The following is a 21233-nucleotide window of genomic DNA, read 5'->3' on the forward strand; positions in this document are numbered from 1 at the left end:
CGAATTTGCGGTTCTATGGACGTGCATGCTCGTTCGTCAGATTCTCCATCGCTGTGGCGTTGGAGAAGACGTGAAGGAAGTGCACAGTGGTCGAACACATCGGTAGCAGCGCCGAGGACATCCTGCTCCGCGGCGGGCGCTTCTTCACTCCTGGGAAATTCTCGGACGACCTTCGCACCGTGAAGCGCACAGGCGGCCGCGAAGGCGATATCTTCTACCGCGATCGTTGGAGCCACGACAAAGTGGTGCGCTCTACGCACGGGGTCAATTGCACCGGGTCGTGTTCGTGGAAGATTTATGTCAAAGACGGCATCATCACCTGGGAAACGCAGGAGACCGACTATCCGACAGTAGGGCCGGACCGTCCTGAGTACGAACCGCGCGGCTGCCCACGCGGTGCCGCGTTCTCCTGGTACACGTACTCACCCACTAGGGTCCGCTACCCGTACGCACGGGGTGTTCTCGTCGAGATGTACCGCGAGGCACTGGCCAGACTCGGTGATCCGGTAGATGCGTGGGCCGACATTCAAGCCGATCCGGAACGTCGGCGAAAGTACCAGCAGGCCAGGGGAAAAGGTGGCCTGGTACGGGTCACGTGGGCCGAGGCAACCGAGATGATCGCCGCGGCACACGTGCACACCATCAAGAAGTACGGGCCAGACCGCGTTGCGGGGTTCTCCCCCATTCCGGCGATGTCGATGGTGTCCTTCGCAGCGGGATCGAGGTTCATCGAACTCATCGGCGGCGTCATGACGTCCTTCTACGACTGGTATGCGGACCTCCCGGTGGCGTCACCTCAAGTGTTCGGTGACCAGACAGACGTGCCCGAGTCCGGGGATTGGTGGGACGCGTCGTATCTGTTGATGTGGGGATCCAACGTCCCGGTCACCCGCACCCCCGACGCTCATTGGATGGCGGAGGTTCGGTACCGCGGAACCAAGGTTGTCGCTATCAGCCCCGATTACGCGGACAACACCAAGTTCGCCGACGAGTGGATGCCGTGTGCCGCCGGCACCGACGGAGCTATGGCGATGGCGATGGGCCATGTCGTCCTGTCGGAGTTCTTCGTGAAGCAGCGTGAGCCGTTCTTCGACGACTACGTGCGTCAATTCACCGACCTTCCGTTCCTCGTCACGATCGAGGAGCGCGACGGCCGACTTGTCGCCGGCAAGAACCTGACCGCCGCCGATCTGGGTGAGGCGAGCGAAAATGCTGCATTCAAGCCGGTTGTGCTCAACCGCGCCACCGATGAGATGGTTGTACCGAACGGCTCTCTCGGTTTCCGCTTCGGCGACGAAGGTGTCGGAAAGTGGAATCTCGACCTCGGCGACATCGTTCCTGCTCTGAGCGTCGACACCGATTGGGGTGAAACTGCAGAAATACATCTTCCGCGCTTCGACACACCGGATGGTCACGGCGAAACCATGGTCCGGGGTGTACCGGTGCGCCGTGTGGGTGATCGACTGGTGTGCACTGTCTTCGATCTGATGCTCGCCCAGTACGGGGTGCAGCGCGACGGAATGCCGGGGCAGTGGCCGTCCGGCTTCGACGACCCGGCAGAGCCATACACCCCCGCGTGGCAGGAATCGATTACCGGCGTCAGCGCCGCGCAAGTGATTCGCATAGCGCGTGAATTTGCCACCAACGCAGTCGAATCGGGTGGCCGATCGATGATCATCATGGGTGCGGGTATTTGTCAGTGGTTCCACGGCGATGCCACCTATCGAGCAGTTCTCAGCCTCCTGCTGCTCACCGGGTCGATGGGACGCAACGGCGGCGGGTGGGCGCACTACGTCGGCCAGGAAAAATGCAGACCCGTCACAGGTTGGGCGACAGTGGCAATGGGGACGGATTGGCTCCGGCCGCCGCGTCAGATGGCCGGTACTTCCTACTGGTATGTCCACACCGACCAGTGGCGCTACGACGGTTACCAAGCTGATGCACTCTCCAGCCCCGTCGGCCGAGGTAATTTCAGTGGCCGACACACGATGGACGTGATGACATCGGCCGTGTCGATGGGATGGACCCCTTTCTATCCCCAGTTCGATCGATCGAGCCTCGATCTGGCTGACGAGGCAGATGCACACGAATGTGATGTCGCTGAGCACGTTGCCAACCAATTATCGTCGGGTGCACTCAAACTCGCTGTCACCGATCCCGACAATCCCCAGAACTGGCCGCGAGTGCTGAGCGTATGGCGTGCAAATCTACTCGGGTCGTCGAGCAAGGGAAACGAATACTTCCTTCGCCACCTACTCGGCACGGACTCGAACCTGCAGGCCGAGCCGACGCCGGAGAACCTGCGCCCCAATGACATAACGTGGACCGACGACATCCCCGAGGGGAAACTCGATCTGTTGATGTCGATCGACTTTCGGATGACGTCCACAACTTTGCTTTCCGACGTGGTGCTGCCTGCGGCAACGTGGTACGAGAAACACGACCTGTCGAGCACGGACATGCATCCGTTCCTTCATGCATTCTCCCCCGCTATCGACCCGCCGTGGGAAACCCGCTCGGATTTCGACGCTTTCGGCGCGGTTGCCAAGGCATTCAGCGTGTTGGCGGAAAAGCATCTCGGAAAACGTCGGGACGTCGTGATGGGCACACTGCAACACGACACACCCGGCGCGATGGCCTACGCCTCGGGTAGAGAACAAGATTGGCACTCGCAAGGAAAGACACCCGTCCCGGGCAAGACGATGGGTCCCCTCGTCGTCGTCGAACGCGACTATCCTGCCGTCGCGGAGCAGTGGGCTGCACTGGGCCCGCTGGTCGAGAAGGCCGGCCTCACCACCAAGGGCGTCACGACACATCCGAAGCGTGAGGTGGAAGAACTCGCCGCCATACACGGGGTCTTCGATTCGGGTGCTGCCGCAGGTAGACCGGCGCTCGATACTGCCGAAAAGATGGCTGAGGCAATCCTCGCGCTGTCCGGAACTTCGAACGGCAGGCTCGCAGTACAAGGGTTCGCCGAACTGGAGAAACGAACCGGAAGACCACTGACACATTTGGCGTCGGGCAGTGAGGAACGCCGAATCACCTTCGCGGACACACAGGCTCGACCTGTCCCGGTGATCACCAGTCCGGAATGGTCAGGCAGCGAAACCGGTGGCCGACGCTACGCGCCGTTCACCGTCAACATCGAGGAGCTCAAACCCTTCCACACGCTCACCGGTCGAATGCACTTCTACCTCGATCACGACTGGATCGAGGAACTGGGCGAACAACTACCGATCTACCGCCCACCACTCGACATGGCAAGCCTGTTCGGCGAACCTGCTCTCGGAGATCGCAACGGCGGAATCGGTCTCAGCGTCCGCTATCTGACGCCTCATTCGAAATGGTCGATCCACTCCGAGTACCAGGACAACCTCTTCATGCTCTCCCTCTCGAGGGGCGGGCCGACGATGTGGATGAGCCCCGGCGACGCCGCCAAAATCGAGGTATCGGACAACGATTGGGTCGAAGCCGTCAACCGTAACGGTGTCGTCGTGTGCAGGGCGATCGTGTCGCATCGAATGCCGGACGGCGTGGTCTTCGTTTATCACGCCCAGGAACGCACCATCGACGTGCCGCTCACGGAGACAACGGGAAAGCGTGGCGGCATCCATAATTCGTTGACCAGACTGTTGATCAAACCTTCCCACCTTGCCGGCGGCTATGCCCAAACGTCATTTGCCTTCAACTATCTCGGGCCCACCGGAAACCAACGCGACGAAGTGACCGTGGTGCGTCGTCGCTCGCAGGAGGTGACGTACTGATGCGAGTCATGGCGCAACTGGCGATGGTGATGAATCTCGACAAGTGCATCGGCTGTCACACCTGTTCCGTGACGTGTAAGCAGGCGTGGACCAACCGATCAGGTACCGAGTACGTGTGGTTCAACAATGTGGAAACCCGTCCGGGCCAGGGTTATCCGCGCACGTACGAGGACCAGGAGAAGTGGAACGGCGGGTGGGTTCGCGACAAGAACGGCCGACTTCGACTGCGTGACGGTGGCCGATTGAAGAAGCTCTCGCGCATCTTCGCGAATCCGAAGATGCCGTCCATTCAGGACTACTACGAACCATGGACCTACGACTACGAGAATCTCACCCAGGCTCCCCTCGGGGAGCATATGCCGGTAGCCGCGCCGCGAAGCCTCATCAGCGGTGAACCCATGAAGGTGGAATGGTCCGCCAACTGGGACGACGACCTGGCCGGCTCACCCGAGATCGTTCCCGACGACCCGATTCTGAAAAAGATCAGCACGGAGGTCAAACTCCAACTCGAAGACACGTTCATGTTCTACCTGCCGCGTATCTGCGAACACTGCCTCAATCCGTCGTGTGTTGCGTCCTGCCCGTCGGGTGCGATGTACAAGCGGTCCGAGGACGGGATCGTGCTCGTCGACCAGGACAAGTGCCGCGGCTGGCGCATGTGCGTGTCCGGATGCCCGTACAAGAAGGTGTATTTCAACCACAAGACCGGTAAAGCTGAGAAATGCACGTTCTGTTATCCCCGCGTCGAAGTGGGCTTGCCGACGGTGTGCGCGGAGACCTGCGTCGGCCGTCTGCGATACATCGGCCTCATCTTCTACGACGTGGACAAGGTTCTCGCAGCCGCGACAGTTCCGGATGACAAAGACCTGTACGAGGCGCAACTCGACGTGCTGCTTGATCCGAATGATCCCGAGGTCATCGAAGGTGCTCGCGTAGAGGGCATCTCGGACGAGTGGATCGAAGCAGCACAGAGATCTCCCATCCACGCACTGATCAAGGACTATCGCGTCGCGCTGCCGCTTCATCCGGAGTTCCGCACCATGCCGATGGTCTGGTACGTCCCACCCCTCTCCCCAGTCGTCGACGCTGTGAGCCGCGACGGTCATGACGGTGAAGACATCGGAAACCTCTTCGGGGCTCTCGACTCGTTGCGAATTCCGATCGAATATCTCGCCGGCCTTTTCTCCGCAGGTGACACCGATGTGATCGACGGAGTTCTGCGACGGCTGGCTGCTATGCGGTCGTACATGCGCGACATCAACCTAGGACGCGAACCGCAGCCGCACATACCCGAGGCCGTGGGAATGACCGAGGAAAGCATGTACGAGATGTATCGCCTCCTTGCCTTGGCGAAGTACGACGAGCGGTACATCATTCCCACCGCCTACGCCGTTGACGGACACAAGCTCGAAGAGAGCGCCACCGAGTGTTCTCTCGATTTCGACGGCGGACCGGGCATGCACGAGTCCGGCCCGTTCGGCGAAGCCAGTGGCGGTCCGGTCCCGGTGGCAGTCGAGACTTTTCACGCGCTACGCGAGCGTCAAACAACTGGCGAAATGTCCGCCAACTCGACCAACCCGTCCCGGGTCAACCTTCTGAACTGGGATGGCAAAGGTTCGCCAAGCGGACTCTTTCCTGATCGAGGCGAGAACCAATGATCAGCTTCGGCCGACGTCGGCGCAGCGCCGGGCAGGACCGCTTGGTGTGGCACGCTGCCGGTTTGTTGTTGGCATACCCCGACAGTGGACAAGGCGAAAGACTCGCGGTTGTCGGGGACATTCTCGGGCATCTCCCGTCAGCTCCCCGAGAGCAACTCACCCTCACTCACCGCTTTCTTCGCGACAGCGAGGAATTCGCAGCGGCGGCGCAGTACGTCGAGACATTCGATCTGAAGCGGCGCAGCACGCTGTACCTCACGTACTGGACGGCGGGTGACACCCGCAATCGCGGGCGTGAAATCCTGGCCTTCGCCGACGCCTATCGCGCGGCCGGAGTTGATCCGCCGAAAAGCGAGTCGGCAGACCACCTGACTGTCGTCCTCGAGTTCGCCGCTCTCGTCGACCCGGATACCGGCGCGAAGCTGCTTTCGGCGCATCGCGTTCCGTTGGACATGATCCGATCGTCACTGACCGACGTGGACTCGCCGTACGCTCCCGTTCTCAGGGCAGTGTGCAACACACTGCCCCCAGCTTCCGACAACGACATGCGTCGCGCCCAGCAGCTCGCCGCCTCGGGACCACCCGCCGAATCTGTCGGACTCCCACTCTTCACCCTGACCGTCCCACCCCGCCGCGAAGGAGTGACGTGAGATGTCTGCCGGTGAAATCTACTGGGACATAGTGCCGTACGTCGTGTTGGCAATCTTCGTGAGCGGCACATGGTGGCGTTACCGCTACGACAAGTTCGGCTGGACAACGCGGTCGTCGCAACTGTACGAGCATCGATTGTTGAGAATTGGCAGCCCCCTGTTCCATTTCGGCATTCTGGTGGTCATCATCGGACATGTCATCGGCCTGGTGATCCCGCAATCCTGGACCGACGCAATCGGGATAAGCGACCACATCTATCACCTGCAAGCCCTCGTTCTCGGTTCGATAGCGGGCCTGGCAACCGTGGTCGGCGCGGGGATCCTGGTGTATCGCAGGCGGACCCGGGGACCGGTGTTCATGGCCACGACCTGGAACGACAAGCTGATGTACGTCGTACTGATCGCCGCAATCGTCGCTGGTCTCGCCACGACAGTGCTGGGATCCGGAGCGTTCGGCGAAGAATCCAACTACCGGACGACGGTCTCCCCGTGGTTCCGATCCATCTGGATCTTCCAGCCCCGTGGTGATCTCATGGCACAGGCGTCACTCGACTTCCACATTCACGTCACGATCGCGATGGTGTTGTTTGCACTGTGGCCGTTCACGCGCCTGGTACACGTATTCAGCGCGCCGGTCGCATACCTGTTTCGGCCGTACATCGTCTACCGCAGTCGCGACGACGCCCGGAAGGGCGAACCCGTCGGCTCACGCCCCCACCGTCGGGGTTGGTGAACTCACAGTCCACAATCGCCACACAGATGCGATCAGCAGAACTACGCACAGGACTACGGCCGGCCACACCAGAATTTCGCCAACTATCTTCAACCACGGGGTCGACGCCGTCCCCGCAACGGTTAACGACGCCGCCGACGTCATCCCCATCGGGAAAGCCGTCGACCAACGTCTGACGTCGTATTCCAGTCGAGGCCAGATCAATTCGCATATAAACAGCACGCCGTAACAGCCGAGCACGAGAATCATGAGCACGATGCTCAATCGTTGAAACGACAGGTGTAGCGTTTCCGACCAGCCCACGACGGGCGCTGCCGCTGTGAGTTTTCCGGCCGCGAGCGTCGAGATTGCCAGGGCGCCGCCGAACACCCAGTGATCACCGGCCCCGACTCGGAGCTGATTGAACGAGAACCGTACGAGCACCAACACGTAGAACCCCAGGCCGAGCACAAACGCAGCCGCCGACGGAAGCGCAATCCAGTGCGCCGTCGTCGTGGCCGCGAGCGTCGCACCGAGTACGGCCAAACCCTGCGTTGCGACGCACAGCAGAAAGTGCACGCCGACGGTTGGCGAGGTCCAGTGTCGAATTACCGCCGGTATGAGCACGATCCACGCCACCAGCGCAATCGCGAGCGCGACATAACCGACCGAGTCCCAGTCGAGCAGTACAACCCGAGTACCCAACACGGTTGTCGCGGCCACTCCCGTGAGAGCGGGCGGAGTGTCTGCCTCGTCGATCCACCGGGCGCGATTGTCGACCAACCGCGATACGAACACGACAGCCAGAACAAGCCAGATTGCTGTGCCGATCCCCAGCCATGCCAGCGAAAAGACCTCGAATCCCACCAGGTGCAAGGCCACCGACACGATTCCCGAAGACATCGCGGCGGCTCCCGCACCGGGAGGAATTACCTCGAGCGTGCGGTTGGCTGTCGATCTCGCGCGATGATCGCCGGTCACATCCTCAATGATGAGCGATGATGCGGTGTATGTCCTGATTTCGACTCCACGTACTTCCCCGACAGCATGCACCCAGATTTCTCACGGCGAACGTCCAGAGCAGTCACAGTGAACATGCAGGTATCGCAAATACTTTTGGCTCCATGATGATCCGACGCTCTCCGAGTACTTCCTCAGCCAGTCCTGGTCGCCGCCGCATTGCCTTCGTGTCCGTCCTGCTGGCCGGCGGGCTGCTTCTGGGCGGGTGCACCGCCGAGACAGCCGGTACCAACTCGGCAACGTCGGCGTCCACGTCGACGGTGTCGTCCACTGTCGCGTCTGCGAACTCGACTGACTCGACGACCACAGCCGAAACGATCACCGACACCGCAGCAGCGACCGAAGCATTTCTGCAGACATTGTCAGCCGAGCAGCGCGAGGCGGTTCTCTACGCCTACGACGACGAAACCAAAACGACGTCGTGGTCGAACTTTCCGGTGACGTTCGTCGATCGAGCGGGACTCAATATCTCCGAACTGACCGATGAGCAAAGAGCGGCCGCCATGAAGGTACTCGAAGCACTGCTGAGCGAGGCAGGTTACGACACCGTCACCGGCATCATGGGCGGCGACGAATATCTGCACGAGAACAGTACGTCGACGGAAGATTCTCTCGGTCAGTACTACATCGCATTCTTCGGCGATCCGTCGAACACGGATGCGTGGGCAGTTCAGTTCGGCGGACACCACCTCGGCATCAACGCAACGCTCGACGGCTCCGCCGACTCCATCACGTTCGCACCGACTCACCTGGGCATACAGCCCGCCGTCTACACCGATGCCGACGGCAACGAGGTTCAGCCGTTCGATGGTATCTACACGAGCGCGTTCGCCTTCTACGACAGCTTGTCCGATGAGCAGAGGGCTCAGTTGTATCAGGGCGAGACCGTAGCGAATATGGTGTGCGCGCCGGGCAGTACTTGTGACTACCCGACTGGCACAGGGCTTTCCGGTTCAGACCTGACGGACGCGCAGAAGCAGTTGCTGCTCGGCGTGATCGCGAACTGGGTTGGCCTTGCAGACGAGGAGACCACTGCGGACGCGCTCGCGAAGATCGAGGCGAGCCTCGACGAAACGTACGTGAACTGGTCCGGTGCAACCGAGTACGACATGACGCAGGGCGATGGCATCTACTTCCAGATCTCCGGACCGGATGTCTACGTCGAGTTTGCCGCGCAGCAGGGATCTGCCGGCGCGGACGTCGAAGGCGTGAATACCTCAGGTTGGGGCCACGTTCACACCATCTACCGAGACCCGAGTAACGACTACGCCGGAAGTGTTGTCCAGCAGGAAGCTACGGGTATGGGCGGTGGCGCGGGCGCACCCGGCAGTGGCGGCGCACCAGGTACAGGTGGGCCCGGTAGCACGCCCCCGAACGGCAGCTAGGTCCCGGAGCCAGAAAGGTGAGCCTCCTCAGTCGGTGCCCGATTCACGGACGAGATCAGCCGATGAACCGCCATGTAACAGGAATCCTTCCGTCCGAAAGATTACCCAACCTCTTGAACGCGGCTGGTGAAAGATCAAGATCACCGGCAGCGCAGCCTGGACAGGTATCTACGATGGTGACAGTTACCGATCTCGGCCCGCTCGAGGCCAGAATTTGTTTTCCGCACAACGCTCTGGTCCAGATCCTTGCGGATATCGCAACCACGTAGTCGGTATCTGCTGACATACCGCCGCAACTACCGAGACCGGCATGAAAGTACGTCGCATCGCCACTGTGTGTTGTCGCGTCGTCGGTTGTATCGCCTGCACTACCCGCACTACCTGTGGAGGCGCCTCCCAGTAGGTCGAACATTGTGGGCTGCGCCTCCGCGACAGAGGTTCCTGCCAATACAGCAGCGGACGCCGTCACCGCGACGGCCACGGATACCGCAATTCGTCGCACCGAACATCGGGACAAAGCGACCTCCTGTTTTCAATCGAGAAATCGGACATTTCCGATGTTGGGCGACGGTATCGGCCGGCCGGTACTCCCGCTGGGTAGGCTCGCCGGACATTCCGACGGGGTTCGGTAATAGTGACGATGGTCCCGGGCGTCAATGCGCTCCTGTCACTGCCTAAGGCAGCGACAGCTCGTGAATCGACGGTCCGCACATAAGCAGATGAGCCTCACCCGGGCCACCCGTTCAGGTGGTCCCAGGTCGAGGCCATTTCGGCGAAGGCCCGGCCCGCGGCCGTGCGATAGGCACCCTTCCGTCGGAGCAGGGCCACCGTACGCGGGGGCAATGCCGGTGACAGCGGAATCGAGGACAGGCCCCGTTGTTCGAGGGTGATCGCGTCAGGCAGCACCGTCGCGAGACTGCCGCGGCGGACGATCTCCACGATCGCGCCGATCGAGCTGACCTCGATAGCCGTCCGAGGTGTGATGTCCTGCTGCTTGAAGTACCGATCGATGTGAAGCCGCGTCGCGAAATCACTGCTGAGCAACACCAGGGCCTGATCCTCCAGCGTCTTCGCAGGCAGCGGTTTCGACCGACCGGCATGCGAATGCTCTTCACCGACAACGAGACTGAGAGTTTCGACAAACAGCGACTCGCTCTCGATCTCCTCCGAGCGCACGTCCGCAAACGCAATGCCGACGTCGAGTCCGTCGCGTGCCAACTCCGCCTCGATTCGGTCCTGAGTCATCTCCTGAACGGTGACGGCAATGCCTGGGTGGCGCGTCGTGAATCGGTCCATCAACGGACCCACCAGGTAGGCCGCGAAGGTGGGCGTCGTCGCCAGCCTCAGCGAGCCGCGACTGAGGTCCTGGACATCGTGGATCGCGCGCTCGGCGGCATCCAGATCCTGCAGAGCTCGCCGCGCGTAATGCAGGAAAGCCTCGCCGGCGTCGGTGGTTCGTACCGTTCGCCCGGACCGGTCCAGCAACTGCACCCGCAGAGCGGATTCGAGCTGCTTGATCTGCTGGGACAGAGTCGGCTGCGACACATGCAGCGACTCCGCCGCCCGGGTGAAGTTTCCATGTTCGGCGACCGCAAGCAGATAACGGATATGACGTAGCTCCATCACTAGAACTATAGGCACTGTCTATCGAAGTAATGAATAACAAGTCTTGGACACTATCGACCATCGAGGTCATCCTTGAGTCATCACCATTGCAAGGAGGCAACATGCACGACATCATCAACGGCTTTCTGACATTCCAGAAGGACGCCTTTCAGAAACGCTCCGGACTTTTCAAGGAACTCGCGACGACTCAGAACCCGCAGGCCCTGTTCGTCAGCTGCTCTGACAGCCGAGTGGTCCCGGAACTGATAACCCAACGCGAACCCGGCGATCTGTTCGTCATCCGCAACGCCGGCAACATCGTCCCGTCATACGGGCCGCAACCGGGCGGCGTATCCGCCACCGTCGAGTACGCGGTCGCAGTTCTCGGTGTCACCGACATCGTGATCCTCGGCCACTCCGATTGCGGCGCGATGACGGCGATCTCCACCGGCAAGCCCCTCGACGAGATGCCTGCCGTCGCGCACTGGCTCCAGCACGCAGATTCCGCGAGGGTCGTCAACGCCGCCCGCACGCACGGCTCGGCAGCCGAGAAACTGAACGCACTGGTCCACGAGAACGTCATCGCCCAGTTGACCAACCTCGCAACCCACCCCTCGGTCGCTCTCGCACTCGAACAAGGTCGACTGAACCTGCACGGCTGGGTCTACGACATCGAAACCGGCTCGATCGAAGCCCTCGACGGCGGCACCCGCCGGTTCGTCTCGCTCGTCGAACACCCCCAGACCTGCGCCGCGGCAACAATGCCCGGCGTCCCCGCCTGATCCCCCACCCAAAATAAAGAAGGAAATCATTATGATTCAGTCACAGTTCACCCAAGGACCCCGCGAAGAACTCACCGCAGCCGTCATCGACGCCAAGGCCCGAAAAGACCTGTCCTGGCAGGAACTGACCGACGGCACGGGGCTGAGTGTGGCCTTTGTAACCGCAGCCCTCCTCGGTCAGCATGCACTTCCCGCCGACGCCGCGAAGGTCGTCGCGGACAAGCTCAGTCTGGACGAGGACGCGGTGCGATTGCTACAGACCATCCCTCTGCGCGGTTCCATCCCCGGCGGCGTGCCCACCGACCCGACCATCTACCGCTTCTACGAGATGCTTCAGGTCTACGGCACCACCCTCAAGGCATTGGTGCACGAGCAGTTCGGCGACGGCATTATCAGTGCAATCAACTTCAAGCTCGACATCAAGAAGGTTGCCGATCCGGATGGCGGCGAGCGCGCGGTCATCACGCTCGACGGCAAGTACCTGCCGACCAAGCCCTTCTAGCTTCGGCGTGACGGCGGCCTTGCTCCCGAGGCCGCCGCCCCTGAACACCTTCCTGAAACACACTGTCAGACAAGGACTGTCATGGACCCTATTCAACGAACCATCGATATCGCGAATGCCAATGTCGCCGAGGGCGGCCGGCCCTTCGCCACCGTCATCGCCCGCGACGGTGAGATCCTTGCCGAAAGCCCCAACCTGGTGGCCCAGACGAACGACCCGACAGCGCACGCGGAGATCCTCGCGATCCGTGCCGCCTGCACCGCACTGGGCACCGAGCATTTGACCGGGTGCACCATCTATGTGCTCGCGCATCCCTGCCCGATGTGCCTCGGTTCGCTCTATTACTGCAGTCCGGACCGGGTCGTATTCCTCACGCAACGCACCGACTACGAACCGTATTACGTCGACGACCGCAAGTACTTCGAACTGAGCACCTTCTACGGAGAATTCGCCAAGGACCCGGTTGAGCGCCGACTACCGATGGACTACCAACCCCACGACGGCGCAATCGAGGTCTACCGCGCCTGGCAGGAGCGGAACTACTCCACTACCTAGTTCCAGTTGTCGATCTTGACGTCGCGGGGATCCGGTGCGCCAGTGCCGGTTTCGACCTTCGACTTCAGGCTCATCAGGAAGAGCGCCCACTTGGTGCTGCAATGGTGCAGAAACTCCACCGGCTCCTTCCACCCTTCATGCGCGAAGAGGACGACGGTGAAATCGCCGTCGCGTCGGAGGTCCCACACCACGCGGGTCCCGATCCATTCTTCCGGCCCTGCGGTCACCTCCCACAGCACTCGTTTATCGGGCTGGAGTTCTACCACTTTCATATCAATCCGGCCTTCACCGAAGCGGAATTGAAGCGTGCCTCCGATATTCGGATCTCCGTCCGTATCGCTGGTCCACCAGCCGGCCAGACCGTCAACCGTCGTCAACGCTGCGTAGACATCGCCGACAGAGGACGACTTGATCCCAACCCTGTGCAGAATGTCGACCATCGCGGGTTCCTCCTTCTTCTCATTTCCGGTTGTTATGTTCGATTGCTTCCGCAATCCGTTTGATGCGCTGCAACCGGGCATCCCACGACGAACCGACTGCATTCAGCTGCGCTACGGCGCGGGCAAGTTGCGCGGCATCGACCCGGTAGAGCCTCTCTCGGCCGGCGGGCGTCACATGTACCAAACCAACGCGGTCGAGAGCGCCGAGGTGTTTCGCGACAGCTTGACGGGTTACGGGTAGCTGATCACTCAGAGTGGTCGCCGTCCCCTCCCCATTTGCCAACAGCAAGTCGAGCATTCGTCGGCGTGTGGGGTCCCCGATCGCTGTCCAGAGGTCGTCGTCGATAAGGCTCATCCGCTCGCACCCAGTCGGGCTGCGCACTCGACAAGCCGCGGCAGGTGCCGGTTCCACCCCTCGACGTGAGAGTTGTACTGCTCCTCGAGAACTGCGACCTCCCAGCCCATTTCACGGAACCCGGTTTCCGTCATACGCAGCGTCGTGCCCTCTCCCGAGGGCACCAGCTCAAATGTCACCAACAGACTGTTCATTGGGGGCACCCCGTCATCGGACAAGTGAGCCCATCGGAATGAAAACAATCGGGGTGGCGCAGCGTCGACCACCTCGATCCGGGCAACATGACTGTCAGGCGAGGTCCGCTCTCCCCACACGAGTTCGCCGACAGAGCCCGGAACCGGTTCCAGGTCGACAACCTCGTCGGACCACCACTCCTTCAAATGCTCAGGACTGCTGATGACCTCGTAAACCACGTCGGGTGCGGCTTCGACGTAGATCGACCGCTCGATTTGTCCGTACTCCATACCGGCACCTCTTCTGCAACCTTTGGTTGCATATCAGAATACCCAGCTGAAGTCGCATACGCAACCAATCATTGCGCTTCGCGAAGTCGCTACCCCGGACCATCGTCCGATGTAACGACTTCGCAACGCCTATACCGAAATTCAGGACGCCGCGACTCCACAGTTTCCGCATGTCCTGTGGCGCACCGGAGTAATGTCGGCACTGTCAGATCAACGTGCAACCGTGCGACGCCGCCTCATTTCGACGGCGACGGCAAGGCCGTCTGCCCCACGTCGGGAGAGCGGAAGTGACACAACTCCTGAACGCGGCAAGCGTGTCTCACCGGCCAAAGATCGCACACGGCAGGCAGCGTTCACCATCGCCTGACTGATTCTTCCAGTGAAAGGGTTTTCGATGACAACAGAACATCAACAACACTCGGAACATGAACACAGCCATGGTGAAGGGTGCGGCCACGTCGCCGTTCCGCACGGTGATCATGTCGATTATGCGCACGACGGGCACCTACATCGTCCCCACGGCGATCATGTCGACGAATGTGAGACGTCGGAGCACGTCGTCCACGAAGGCCATGATCACGTCCACGGCGAAGGGTGCGGCCATGTCGCCGTTCCGCACGGCGATCACACGGACTACGTCCACGATGGCCATCGACACGCCGCACATGGTGAGCACTACGACGAACACTGACCGCCACGCTGGACACGTTCGCACGGGACTGGCGCACTCACCACATTCCATAAGGTCAATCGTTTCCGATTCGGCTGACACGAAAGGCTTTTCAATCTTCATCCCAGCCCCGACTGGCATCTCCTGCGGTAACCGGTACTTTGGTCAGCCTTCTGAAAACCGTTGACAGTTGACCAATCGCGACTTCTCAGTCCCCGCTCGTCCACGACAGCACATCGACCCCAGTGGCCCCTGTCGGTACCCGATGCAAAGATCTGCCCATGACATCCGAAGCGTCCGTCTCGTCTGAGAATTGCACCAGGTCGAAGGCTAGTCCCATGCGTAGGTGCATCATGATCGTCGGACTGCTGTGGGGCGCAGCGATGCTGACCGGTTCCGCGACTTTGTCCACATCGTTCGCAGTCCGCGATGGACAGCCTTCCGAGTATTGGATAGTCACCGCTATGACGGTCATCTCGGTACTGACACTCGGTGCTGTTGTGGTGTTCTCCGAAAACAAGTGGGTTCGACGATCATCAGTGGCAGCGCTCGGACTGCTCGGAGCACTCGGCGCAATCGCCAACTTCTTGTTACTCGAGTCGCCAGCCGCTTCTTCCACTCCACCTCTCCCCGATGTCATTCGTTGGATGATCTTCGGAACAATCGCACTCGCTGGTCCGGCGACAGCCCACGCGGTGTCGATCGTCTACCGTGCCGCCAACGAATTCTCCGACCGAAACGACACCATCCTCTCCGAAGTCGCACTCGCCCGGTGATCCACTGACTTTCGTTACACCGGTAGCCCAACAGATACGCACCCTGCCGTGCGCTCATCCAAGATGAACCAGCATTGATTAGTGAATGCCTCGACTCTTGGCCGCCCTAACCAGCGTGTTTGCGAAAGATCCGCGTATCGCACGATCACCTGAGAACGCCGACGCCGAACCGTTTGCGAGTTTCGGGTTGCGAAGGGGTCAATTCCCAGACACCGCGGACACGCACTCTCACGACGATTGACAATAACGAGTGATCATTCGGCCATCGCCGTCATCCGCGCGTGGTTATTCGATGTACCCGGATTCGGGGTCGATCATGCCGAGGAAGTTTCTGATCGACCTGCGGTGATCGTCAATCGTCGACAGGTACGGCTCGGCGTCCGGAACCTCGCCATCCGGAACATCGAAACCCGGAACACCGGCCACCTGGGCTGGGCCACCACCGAACCCGTAGTTCTTGTTCGGTCCGGATTCCCAGGTGTAATCCTCACTGCCATTTTCGCGCACCGTGACGGCGAAAACCTCGCCCTCGACGATGAGAGTGAAGGGACTGTCTTCAGCTTGCGGGCGGTAGCCGTCTGCCCACTCGTTGGTGTTCACGCACCGACGCTCTCACGAATGAACGAGAGGAGCAGCGCGAATGGTAACGAAGGAATCGGAAAACCCGAACCACTCAAACATGGATTTCAAGGTTACTGGTCGAGGCGGATCACTGACGAGCATCGTCTGATTTACAAAATCTCCGACGACCAGATCCGAATCGCTGCGTGCCGCTACCACTACGGACGCTGAACACGCTCACCCGATCGTCCAGGCAAGTAGCGCGGCGCCGCACATCGACGGCCCATGAGGGACCTGCGACCGCCGCGCCAGCAGAACGGCCACCACTAATGTGATCACCGGAGCCAGAAAAGCGGAAAACAGCCAGACCTGCGCACCACCCAACCCCGTGATCGCACCCAGCGGAAGTGCCAGCTTCACGTCACCTGCGCCCAGGGATCCCGGCGAAATCAGGCGCAGCACAAGGTGGATTCCCGAGAGCATTACCGATCCCATCAGCGCTGCCCACAGCGTTCCCGCAAACAAGGCGCCGGCGATAACGACACCATAAGCGGGCACAGTGAAAGTGTTCGGCAACCGCCGCACAGACACATCGACAAGTGACACGGCCACACACCACCACACGAACGCCAGGCCCGAAACAAGCTGTAGTGCAGATGAAGTCGCTACACCGACAAGCAACCAGCCCACCGCGACGCACAATTCAGGCACACCGCAACGGACTGAAATCCCGGCATACAGGTTTCGGCGCAACCAATCGTCAGCAAGAAAACGCGCACCAAAACCGCCAACAGCACCCGCAGTTGCCAACCCCACCAACATCCACATGGCATTGAGCATGAGCCGACCGTCGACCGGCCGCAGCCTACGAAATCGTGCTGTGCACTACGGCGGCACTGTGGATAAAGCTAAGTGGTCATCGCCAGAAGTTCGTCGGGGGTCACGCGGCATCCCGGAGCGTGGCGTCGTGCTCAAGGCGCTGCAAGTGTCTATACAGGTGGCCGCAGGTGTAGCTCCATTGGAACGGCGTGGCTGTGGCGTTGTAGCGCTCCGTTTCTTGTCACCAGACCCCAAGCGTTACCGAACGATCGGTATGCGGCAATGTAGTGCGTTCGACAGTCTGGAGATTGGCGCCCGGCTACCGAGGCGGATGGTTTGTTGGCGTCGGAAACGTACGTGTCGGGGCGTGTCGGTAGGTTGTCGGGAGGTTTGTCGGGAGGTTTCGGAAACGGGGAGTGGTTGTGGCTGATGACGTTTGGACCAGTCTGTTTGAGGACATCCAACTGGTGCTGTACCCGGACTGGGATGACGACGAGACGCTGATTTCGCCGACGGATGGCGACAGCCTTCAACTGCGCGACACGTTGACCGGGCAGCGGATCCTGTTCCGAGAAGATGACAAAGGACTTGATATCAGGGTGACGGTGCCCGATGAACCGGTGACGGCTGCCCGATTACGGGCGGTGATCCAGTCGCAGCGGACCACCTTGTTTTCCCAGGTCCGTGACCGTGAGTCCGGTCGTTGGGTGCCACGCGACCAGCCGTTGTGGAAGTCTGTCGAAATCCATATCGGCCGCGATCACGACGTCGAACACGAGGGCCAGCGTGTCGAGGAGTATGCGCGGGAGTGGAGAACGGGATGGCGCCACAATGCCGACGACCAACGATACGAGATCGCCGCTGCAATCGTCGCGGTGTTGCGCGACGGACTGGGTACGACTCCTGACCGGCTCCGTGTCAGCTCTTACAACGACTTCGGCCCCACCCGCACACAGGCCGTGGGCGAGGTCGCTTCCGACCGTCCGACGTTGTCCGGCCTTCCGGCACGGTGCTCAGGGTGGGACGAGTTCGTCACGCGGTTCGAGTGGGTTCTGGCCACTTTGCCGTGGCTGGGCAATGTCATCCTGGATGCCCCTCAAAAAGGATCGAACAACCAGGTTGACGTACAGTTCTACAACTCCGGTGGTGGTGACATCGACAGCGCGTGCGGTTTCGGGGATGCTGCAAGATCGGACCTGAAGGAAATCAACCGGCTGATGAGCGTTCTCGGGTGGCAGTGGACGCCCGATCACCACGGGGCTGTCGACGCGCCGATCTGGCTGGGCCCGCCGACCGGAAGGGACACGACGCATCCCACCATGCACGAACTGGCCGTTCGGACAATGGTGACCTTGCGCGACGTCGCTGGAGTGGCACATCCCAACGAGCTTGCTTTCACGGCATTCTCGAATGCCCAGGGCGTCGACGACATGTCGTACGTGGGTGCGGAACTCGGTATCGCCCCGGCCTGAGGACCAGGTACCCACCTTCACCGATAACCGCGGGACTGCAATCGGCACATCTACCTGACGGCCGAAGACGTAGACCGACTATCGACCGAGGCAGACCGTCACGGGCACGGGCTCCTTGTGCTGGTGCTCGCCTACTGTGGCTGCCGCTGGAGTGAGGCCATCGCACTGCGAGTCCGCGATATGAACTTCACCCGGGCGCGACTGACGGTCTCCGACACCGAGGTTCAGTTGGGCAGCAAGCACTACAGCGGGACCACCAAGGGCAAGACGGTCCGGTGAGGTCGCGGTACCGAAATTCGTCCTCGACGGACTCAAAGAGTGCTCTACCTCGCCGACCCCACCGCCTGGAAACCACCCCCGACAAACTTCTGACCAGGACCACTAAGCGATAGCGGCAGCCATCGCCTCACGTGGTGCGGGCTTACCCGTGAACTGCTCAACCTGCCCGAAGGCCTGATTGAGCAACATCGCCAGGCCACCGATCACGGTGCCACCGGCGGCCTCGACGGCCGAGGCCAGCGGCGTCGGCCAGGGGTTGTAAATCGCGTCGAGGACAAAAGGTGCCTTACCCAGTTCCGCGGCAAAGGGTGCTGCCGCATCAGCGGGAACGGTGCTGACCAGAACTGCCGAATCGGCACAGATTCCGCCGAGACGAGAATCATCGAAGGCAACAAGATCAATGTCCAAGCCAACCGCAGCGCCGCATTCGATGGCGCCCGATGCACGACCCGGATCGCGGGCGACGACAGTCACGTTGCGAACACCCATATCCGCCAAGGCAACCAGCGACGGCCGAGCCGTTCCGCCGGCCCCGACCACCACGGCGGGGGCACCGGTGAGATCACCGACACCGCCGGCGATCAACGCACCGCTGACACCGTCCACATCGGTGCAGTCAGCCCGCCATCCACCGTCGATGCGCACCAACGTGTTTGCCGACCCGATGACAACGGCGCGCGCGGTGCGCTCCGACGCGTATTCGAGGGCTGCGATCTTGCCCGGCATCGTGACCGACAGCCCAACCCATTCGGGCCCGAGCCCGTCGACAAGCGCGGGCAACTGCTCCCCTGTGCATTCGATCCGCTCGTAGGTCCAGTCGGTCAGACCCAAGGCCTCGTACGCCGCGAGATGCAGCAACGGGGACTTCGAATGCTGAATGGGGCTGCCGAGTACTGCTGCCTTGCGTGCGGTTGAGGTGCTACCGACCACTGTCGAGAATCCCGCTTTCCTGCGCTAGAACGATGTTGGCGAGGTGCTCGTCGTAACTGTGGGTGAAGAGCGTTTCGCCTTGCATGTTGATGGTGACGAAATACAGCCAGTCACCGGGGGCCGGGGATTCGACTGCCTGAAGCGCTTCGATGCTCGGGGACGCAATCGGGGTCGCGGGCAATCCCGGCATTGCGTAGGTGTTCCACGGCGTCACCCGTGCGCGATCATCATCGGTCGTTGCAACTTCGGTGGTGTCGAGCGAGTAGTTGACAGTGGAGTCGAACTGCAACGGCTGATCGACGGCCAAGCGGTTGACGATCACGCGGGCGACCTTCGACATGTCGTCGGGTAGTGCCTCACGCTCGACCAGCGACGCCGCGACCAACAGTTGGTACGGCGAGAGTCCGACGCCGGATCCGGCTGTCAGAATGCCGGTGCTTTCGTACTTCTCGGCGCTGCCTTGGACTAGTGTCCGCAGGATTTCCGTCGGCGTTGCGGTGGGATCGAAATCCCAACTACTGGCCGCAATGAGGCCTTCGAGTTGACGGTCTTTGTCCGGCACACCCTGCACGGACGACATCGCCCACGAGGGAACGCCCAACGCAGCGAGATCGGAAGACGCTCCCGCAGTATTCAATTCGTCGGCCGTCACACAAGTCTGTGCACTGGCTGATCCGACGCAGCTGGCTTCCTCGATGAGGTTGTAGATGCCCTTCTTGAGAGCACCGGTCTGCGCGTCACTGCTGTCGTGGAGTTGACGCCCTGCGGCAACGACGACCAGGCCGACACGAGATTCAGGAGCGACCAGGGTGTCCAGAGCGTCTGCTGCACTGCTTTGTACAGGTACCTGGTAGAAACCGGGCTGAACTTTCTGGATCTCCGCCGAGTTACTCACGGCCGCGTTGTAGAACGCCGCCGAACTGGCAACCACGTCCTTCTCGGCAAGCGTGGCACCGATCTCCGAGGCAGTTTCACCCGGAAGGATCTGGATCACGACGGGCGCCCCGCCCGGCCCTGCGTAGTCGGCCGCCGCTTGAGTGCGGTTCATGTACCACGTCGCACCGTAGGCACCCACGCCCAGAACCGCGATCACCAAGACGAGGAGCGCGAGGACACCGACCTTCTTGCCCCGTTTGGCTCGCTTGGACTGCGCTTCGCGTTGTTTGCGCGCCTCAGCCCTGGACATGTGCGGCGGCTCGATGGTCTGTGGCAGCGCACGCATGACCATGGTCTCGTCGTTGTCGAAATCGAATGAACCGGTGGGCCGGCCGGAGCCGCCCTCATCCCACCGCCCGCTCACCGATCGGACTCCGACACAGGCGTGTCCCCCGACGACTCCCCTGGTTTCACTGCTCTACTCCGCTCGTCCAGCCAGCCTTGCAGGATCTCCACTGCCGCAGCCTGATCGATCATCGGACGCTGACCGCGAGCTTTGACTCCACTTTCGCGGAGGTTGCGCGCAGCCGTGACCGTCGTCAGTCGCTCGTCGGACAGTCTCACCGGGATCGGTTCGACGGCCCGCTGCAGTCGTTTTGCGAATGCAGTGGCGATGCCGGCGGCTTTGCCTTGCTCGCCGCGCAGCGTCTGTGGCAGTCCGACGATAACCTCCACGGCCTCGTATTCGGACACGATGTCGATAATCCGCCGGATATCCGGCGCGTCGGGTCCACGTTCCTTCGAGCGAGGCACAGTCTCGACCGGTGTCGCAAGAATCCCGTCGGGGTCGCTGGACGCAACCCCGATCCGGACACTGCCAACATCGATCGCGACGCGGCGTCCGCGGCCAGGGTCGTCGACGCCGGGGCGATCGGGACCCTGCACAGCCGCTGCCACC

General features: G+C 61.3%; 22 protein-coding genes and 1 pseudogene. 12 read left to right on the plus strand and 11 right to left on the minus strand.

What is annotated here, in order from left to right:
• Positions 1 to 86 precede the first annotated feature (86 nt).
• From EEB13_RS16545 to narI, 4 genes are read left to right on the plus strand one after another with little or no spacing between them, the layout of a single operon-like run.
• On the plus strand, positions 87 to 3764 hold the full coding sequence (locus tag EEB13_RS16545) for a nitrate reductase subunit alpha (RefSeq protein ID WP_141485823.1): 3678 nt from the start codon (positions 87 to 89) through the stop codon (positions 3762 to 3764).
• Entirely contained in the window at positions 3764 to 5422 is a 1659-nt protein-coding gene (gene narH / locus EEB13_RS16550) for a nitrate reductase subunit beta (RefSeq protein ID WP_141485824.1), read from the plus strand. The genes EEB13_RS16545 and narH overlap by 1 nt, the downstream gene beginning before the upstream one ends.
• Positions 5419 to 6072 (plus strand): nitrate reductase molybdenum cofactor assembly chaperone, encoded by a 654-nt coding sequence (gene narJ, locus EEB13_RS16555; RefSeq protein ID WP_141485826.1) that lies wholly within the window; start codon positions 5419 to 5421, stop codon positions 6070 to 6072. Before narH ends, narJ begins: the two co-directional genes overlap by 4 nt.
• Position 6073: 1 nt before the next feature.
• Positions 6074 to 6805, plus strand: a complete 732-nt coding sequence (gene narI / locus EEB13_RS16560; protein ID WP_141485827.1) for a respiratory nitrate reductase subunit gamma — start codon at positions 6074 to 6076, stop codon at positions 6803 to 6805.
• On the opposite strand, the gene EEB13_RS16565 is transcribed toward narI, so the two are convergent.
• The gene (locus EEB13_RS16565) at positions 6779 to 7765 is read right to left on the minus strand and encodes a tellurite resistance/C4-dicarboxylate transporter family protein (protein WP_233363757.1); all 987 of its coding nucleotides are present in this window, start codon (positions 7763 to 7765) and stop codon (positions 6779 to 6781) included. The two genes, narI and EEB13_RS16565, sit on opposite strands and share 27 nt — an antisense overlap.
• Positions 7766 to 7908: 143 nt before the next feature.
• Here EEB13_RS16565 and EEB13_RS16570 point away from each other — a divergent pair, with 143 nt between their 5' ends.
• Positions 7909 to 9189 carry a DUF3500 domain-containing protein gene (locus EEB13_RS16570; RefSeq protein WP_141485829.1) on the plus strand — a complete coding sequence of 427 codons (1281 nt, stop codon included), beginning with the start codon at positions 7909 to 7911 and terminating at the stop codon, positions 9187 to 9189.
• Between the two features lie 55 nt (positions 9190 to 9244).
• Here the strand turns inward: EEB13_RS16570 and EEB13_RS32470 are convergent, their stop codons facing one another.
• Positions 9245 to 9601: an RlpA-like double-psi beta-barrel domain-containing protein gene (locus EEB13_RS32470; protein WP_353805934.1), complete on the minus strand. Its 357-nt coding sequence runs from the start codon at positions 9599 to 9601 to the stop codon at positions 9245 to 9247.
• Positions 9602 to 9915: 314 nt separating this feature from the next.
• Entirely contained in the window at positions 9916 to 10812 is an 897-nt protein-coding gene (gene cynR, locus EEB13_RS16580) for a transcriptional regulator CynR (RefSeq protein ID WP_141485831.1), read from the minus strand.
• Positions 10813 to 10916: 104 nt separating this feature from the next.
• Here cynR and EEB13_RS16585 point away from each other — a divergent pair, with 104 nt between their 5' ends.
• The 3 genes from EEB13_RS16585 to EEB13_RS16595 all read left to right on the plus strand — a co-directional run bounded on the left by EEB13_RS16585 (position 10917) and on the right by EEB13_RS16595 (position 12633).
• A complete protein-coding gene (locus EEB13_RS16585) occupies positions 10917 to 11576 on the plus strand; it encodes a carbonic anhydrase (protein WP_141485832.1) in 660 nt (219 codons plus the stop codon).
• A 31-nt stretch (positions 11577 to 11607) separates the two neighbouring features.
• Positions 11608 to 12078, plus strand: coding sequence for a cyanase (gene cynS, locus EEB13_RS16590; protein ID WP_092808134.1), 471 nt, complete (start codon positions 11608 to 11610; stop codon positions 12076 to 12078).
• Between the two features lie 81 nt (positions 12079 to 12159).
• Positions 12160 to 12633, plus strand: a complete 474-nt coding sequence (locus EEB13_RS16595) for a nucleoside deaminase (RefSeq protein WP_033236196.1) — start codon at positions 12160 to 12162, stop codon at positions 12631 to 12633.
• On the opposite strand, the gene EEB13_RS16600 is transcribed toward EEB13_RS16595, so the two are convergent.
• Genes EEB13_RS16600 through EEB13_RS16610 form a run of 3 tightly spaced genes read right to left on the minus strand, consistent with a single transcriptional unit; the run spans position 12630 to position 13892 of the window.
• Positions 12630 to 13073, minus strand: coding sequence for an SRPBCC family protein (locus EEB13_RS16600; protein WP_141485833.1), 444 nt, complete (start codon positions 13071 to 13073; stop codon positions 12630 to 12632). The two genes, EEB13_RS16595 and EEB13_RS16600, sit on opposite strands and share 4 nt — an antisense overlap.
• A 19-nt stretch (positions 13074 to 13092) precedes the next feature.
• Positions 13093 to 13428 (minus strand): ArsR/SmtB family transcription factor, encoded by a 336-nt coding sequence (locus EEB13_RS16605; RefSeq protein WP_033236194.1) that lies wholly within the window; start codon positions 13426 to 13428, stop codon positions 13093 to 13095.
• Complete coding sequence (locus tag EEB13_RS16610) at positions 13425 to 13892, minus strand: SRPBCC domain-containing protein (protein WP_033236193.1); 468 nt, start codon at positions 13890 to 13892, stop codon at positions 13425 to 13427. Before EEB13_RS16610 ends, EEB13_RS16605 begins: the two co-directional genes overlap by 4 nt.
• Positions 13893 to 14286: 394 nt before the next feature.
• Between EEB13_RS16610 and EEB13_RS32055 the strand changes: the two genes are divergently transcribed.
• On the plus strand, positions 14287 to 14583 hold the full coding sequence (locus EEB13_RS32055) for a hypothetical protein (protein WP_072782512.1): 297 nt from the start codon (positions 14287 to 14289) through the stop codon (positions 14581 to 14583).
• Between the two features lie 332 nt (positions 14584 to 14915).
• Positions 14916 to 15338 (plus strand): hypothetical protein, encoded by a 423-nt coding sequence (locus EEB13_RS16620; RefSeq protein ID WP_033236190.1) that lies wholly within the window; start codon positions 14916 to 14918, stop codon positions 15336 to 15338.
• 285 nt (positions 15339 to 15623) lie between these two features.
• Here EEB13_RS16620 and EEB13_RS16625 read toward each other — a convergent pair whose 3' ends face one another.
• Complete coding sequence (locus EEB13_RS16625; RefSeq protein ID WP_033236189.1) at positions 15624 to 15938, minus strand: hypothetical protein; 315 nt, start codon at positions 15936 to 15938, stop codon at positions 15624 to 15626.
• 39 nt (positions 15939 to 15977) lie between these two features.
• Between EEB13_RS16625 and EEB13_RS16630 the strand changes: the two are divergent.
• Positions 15978 to 16130 (plus strand): annotated as a pseudogene (locus tag EEB13_RS16630) (Txe/YoeB family addiction module toxin); the annotation flags it as partial.
• A gap of 6 nt (positions 16131 to 16136) precedes the next feature.
• On the opposite strand, the gene EEB13_RS16635 reads toward EEB13_RS16630, so the two are convergent.
• On the minus strand, positions 16137 to 16739 hold the full coding sequence (locus EEB13_RS16635) for a prepilin peptidase (protein WP_045067580.1): 603 nt from the start codon (positions 16737 to 16739) through the stop codon (positions 16137 to 16139).
• Positions 16740 to 17140: 401 nt separating this feature from the next.
• Between EEB13_RS16635 and EEB13_RS16645 the strand changes: the two genes are divergently transcribed.
• Positions 17141 to 18190, plus strand: a complete 1050-nt coding sequence (locus tag EEB13_RS16645) for a TY-Chap domain-containing protein (protein ID WP_141485836.1) — start codon at positions 17141 to 17143, stop codon at positions 18188 to 18190.
• A 381-nt stretch (positions 18191 to 18571) separates the two neighbouring features.
• Here EEB13_RS16645 and EEB13_RS16655 read toward each other — a convergent pair whose 3' ends face one another.
• The 3 genes from EEB13_RS16655 to ruvX are packed head-to-tail and all read right to left on the minus strand — an operon-like array spanning position 18572 to position 21232.
• On the minus strand, positions 18572 to 19399 hold the full coding sequence (locus EEB13_RS16655; protein ID WP_141485838.1) for a shikimate dehydrogenase: 828 nt from the start codon (positions 19397 to 19399) through the stop codon (positions 18572 to 18574).
• A complete protein-coding gene (gene mltG, locus EEB13_RS16660) occupies positions 19389 to 20699 on the minus strand; it encodes an endolytic transglycosylase MltG (protein WP_141485839.1) in 1311 nt (436 codons plus the stop codon). Before mltG ends, EEB13_RS16655 begins: the two co-directional genes overlap by 11 nt.
• A complete protein-coding gene (gene ruvX, locus EEB13_RS16665) occupies positions 20696 to 21232 on the minus strand; it encodes a Holliday junction resolvase RuvX (protein ID WP_033236184.1) in 537 nt (178 codons plus the stop codon). The genes mltG and ruvX overlap by 4 nt, the downstream gene beginning before the upstream one ends.
• Position 21233 lies beyond the last annotated feature (1 nt).

Source organism: Rhodococcus sp. WS3 (assembly GCF_003797085.1).
GTDB classification, from domain to species: Bacteria; Actinomycetota; Actinomycetes; order Mycobacteriales; family Mycobacteriaceae; genus Rhodococcus_F; species Rhodococcus_F globerula.

Coding starts and splice junctions, on each gene's coding strand:
- cynR (WP_141485831.1), bottom strand. CDS start 10,812: ATGGAGCTACGTCATATCCGTTATCTGCTTGCGGTCGCCGAACATGGA.
- EEB13_RS16600 (WP_141485833.1), bottom strand. CDS start 13,073: ATGGTCGACATTCTGCACAGGGTTGGGATCAAGTCGTCCTCTGTCGGC.
- EEB13_RS16605 (WP_033236194.1), bottom strand. CDS start 13,428: ATGAGCCTTATCGACGACGACCTCTGGACAGCGATCGGGGACCCCACA.
- EEB13_RS16595 (WP_033236196.1), top strand. CDS start 12,160: ATGGACCCTATTCAACGAACCATCGATATCGCGAATGCCAATGTCGCC.
- EEB13_RS16620 (WP_033236190.1), top strand. CDS start 14,916: ATGATCGTCGGACTGCTGTGGGGCGCAGCGATGCTGACCGGTTCCGCG.
- EEB13_RS16635 (WP_045067580.1), bottom strand. CDS start 16,739: ATGCTCAATGCCATGTGGATGTTGGTGGGGTTGGCAACTGCGGGTGCT.
- EEB13_RS16570 (WP_141485829.1), top strand. CDS start 7,909: ATGATGATCCGACGCTCTCCGAGTACTTCCTCAGCCAGTCCTGGTCGC.
- EEB13_RS16585 (WP_141485832.1), top strand. CDS start 10,917: ATGCACGACATCATCAACGGCTTTCTGACATTCCAGAAGGACGCCTTT.
- narJ (WP_141485826.1), top strand. CDS start 5,419: ATGATCAGCTTCGGCCGACGTCGGCGCAGCGCCGGGCAGGACCGCTTG.
- narI (WP_141485827.1), top strand. CDS start 6,074: ATGTCTGCCGGTGAAATCTACTGGGACATAGTGCCGTACGTCGTGTTG.
- EEB13_RS32470 (WP_353805934.1), bottom strand. CDS start 9,601: ATGTTCGACCTACTGGGAGGCGCCTCCACAGGTAGTGCGGGTAGTGCA.
- narH (WP_141485824.1), top strand. CDS start 3,764: ATGCGAGTCATGGCGCAACTGGCGATGGTGATGAATCTCGACAAGTGC.
- EEB13_RS16610 (WP_033236193.1), bottom strand. CDS start 13,892: ATGGAGTACGGACAAATCGAGCGGTCGATCTACGTCGAAGCCGCACCC.
- EEB13_RS32055 (WP_072782512.1), top strand. CDS start 14,287: ATGACAACAGAACATCAACAACACTCGGAACATGAACACAGCCATGGT.
- cynS (WP_092808134.1), top strand. CDS start 11,608: ATGATTCAGTCACAGTTCACCCAAGGACCCCGCGAAGAACTCACCGCA.